The organism is Flavobacterium sp., assembly GCF_043773265.1.
GTDB lineage: Bacteria > Bacteroidota > Bacteroidia > Flavobacteriales > Flavobacteriaceae > Flavobacterium.
In genome coordinates this window covers 1-2,671 of sequence record NZ_JAYVFH010000119.1, presented here as the reverse complement: position 1 = coordinate 2,671, position 2,671 = coordinate 1, and the positions used below count along the sequence as shown (strand labels likewise).

General features: G+C 29.1%; 2 protein-coding genes. Both read left to right on the top strand.

All coding sequences use genetic code 11. From position 1 onward, the window contains the following. Positions 1–128: 128 nt before the first annotated feature. Positions 129–2,393 (top strand): cation:proton antiporter, encoded by a 2,265-nt coding sequence (locus tag ACH2BO_RS06345; protein ID WP_395043911.1) that lies wholly within the window; start codon positions 129–131, stop codon positions 2,391–2,393. A gap of 101 nt (positions 2,394–2,494) precedes the next feature. Beyond that, the coding region (locus ACH2BO_RS06340; protein ID WP_395043912.1) for a DUF2683 family protein at positions 2,495–2,671 on the top strand (177 nt) is incomplete at its 3' end.

The following is a 2,671-nucleotide window of genomic DNA, read 5'->3' as shown; positions in this document are numbered from 1 at the left end:
CAATCTTTTAATGTAAAATTAAATGTAGCAAATCTTTAATAAGTTTTTTATTAATTAGTATGAGTTTTTGTTAAATGTAATTTAGTTTTCTCATATTTGTAATGCTCAAAAAAAGAGTTTTATAAAGTATGAAGAATCTTAAAAACGGTTTATTTTATATTATTGTAACTGGCGGTTTTACTGCTTTAATTTTTTGGATTGTATCTAAAGGAAAACTTTTAGAAAGTAGCGATGTTGTTGCGCCTGTTTCAAATTCTACTTATTTTAACCAATTTTTAGAATCGTTAACTCATAATTTAAAACATCCGTTAGCCATACTTTTATTGCAAATAATTACCATAATTATTGTTGCCAGATTGTTTGGTTGGATATTTAGAAAAATTGGACAACCATCAGTAATTGGTGAAATTATTGCAGGAATTTTTCTTGGCCCATCAGTTGTTGGAATGTATTTTCCAGAATATTCTGGAATGCTTTTTCCAACAGAATCACTTGGAAATCTTCAATTTCTTAGTCAAATTGGATTGATACTTTTTATGTTTGTTGTTGGAATGGAATTGGATTTAAAAGTTTTAAAAAATAAAGCCAACGATGCAGTTGTAATTAGTCATGCAAGTATTGTTTTTCCGTTTGCACTTGGCATTGGATTAGCTTATTTTGTTTACAACGAATTTGCACCAGAAGGTGTAGAATTTTTATCTTTTAGTTTGTTTATGGGAATTGCCATGAGTATTACTGCGTTTCCTGTTTTGGCAAGAATTGTACAAGAACGAGGCATTCATAAAACCAAACTTGGCGCTATTGTAATTACTTGTGCTGCAGCCGATGATATCACTGCTTGGTGTATTCTTGCCGCAGTAATTGCAATTGTAAAAGCAGGAACATTTGCAAGTTCAATGTATGTAATTTTACTAGCATTTACCTATGTTTTAGCAATGTTATTTATTGTAAAACCGTTCTTGAAAAAAGTTGGAGATTTATATGCAACTCGCGATAATTTGAGTAAACCAGTAGTTGCAATATTTTTATTAACCTTAATTATTTCGTCATATTTATCAGAAATTATTGGAATTCATGCCTTGTTTGGTGCTTTTTTAACTGGTGCAATTATGCCAGATATTACTAAAATTAGAAATATAATTATAGAAAAAGTAGAAGATGTTGCTTTAATTTTATTGCTTCCGTTGTTCTTTGTTTTCACTGGATTAAGAACAGAAATTGGGTTGATAAATGATCCTTATTTGTGGAAAATTACAGGATTCATTATTCTGGTAGCTGTTGTTGGAAAATTTCTAGGAAGTACATTGGCAGCAAAATTTGTTGGACAGAATTGGAGAGACAGTTTAACCATTGGTGCTTTAATGAATACACGTGGTTTGATGGAATTGGTAGTACTAAATATTGGCTATGACTTGGGCGTTTTGTCAAGAGAAATATTTACAATGATGGTAATTATGGCATTAGTTACTACTTTTATGACTGGACCAGCAATAGATTTAATAAACTATATTTTTAAACGTAAAGAAGTTTTATTTCCGAAAGAAATTGGTAACAGCAATTTCAAAATTTTAATATCATTTGGAAACAATGAAAAAGGAAAATCGTTGTTGCATTTGGCAAATAGTTTTGTTAAAAAGCAAAAGGAAAATACCAATGTAACTGCTTTGCATCTTTCTTTATCAGATGAAATGCACGCTTACAATCTAGAAGAATATGAGCAAGAAGCTTTTGCGCCAATATTGGCAGAATCAAAAACTTTAGATCAAGAAATTACAACTATTTTTAAAGCAACGGTTGATATTGAAACAGATATTACCGATATTGCCACAAGAGGAAATTTTGATTTGGTTTTGGTAGGATTAGGAAAATCGATATTTGAAGGAACTTTGCTTGGAAAAGTTTTGGGCTTTACAACCAGAATTATAAATCCAGACAGATTAATAGACAAGTTTACTGGAAAAGAAGGATTGTTTGAAAATTCACCATTTGATGATAGAACGCGTTTGATAATTTCTAAAAGTAAAATGCCACTCGGAATTTTAATTGACAAAGAATTGAATGTTGTAAATGATGTTTTTGTTCCAATATTCTCTACAGATGATTCTTTTTTAATTGATTATGCTCAAAAATTAATTTACAACAACGACTCTAAAATTACAGTTTTAGACATTGATGAGCAAGTAAAAAATAATGAAGATATAGGATTGGAAATAGAAAATTTACAAAAAACATATCCAGAAAATATTTCGGTTTTAACAGAAAACAATATGAAAGCAGGATTTCTTGCCAAGCAAGATTTAATGATGATATCTTTAGAAAGCTGGAAAAAATTAGTAGATTCTCAAAGCGTATGGTTGAGTACTATTCCTTCGGTTTTGATTGTTAAGCCATAAAAAATTAAATTATAGTTTCATTGTAGTTATTGTAAGTGTTAGTTTTTCTGAAATTAAATTTATCAAACTAAAGTTTTTAGTAAATTTGTAAAAAATATAGTATGACTACGATTACATTAAATATTAATGAGAGAACGAAAAAAGGAAAGGCATTTTTAGAAATGGCTAGAGTTTTTTTTCAAGATTCAAAAGAAATCGTTCTTATTGAAGAAGAGAAAAGTCCTTACAATCAAAAGTTTGTTGCTAAAATAAAAAAGACAATTAAAGAAAAAGGTCGG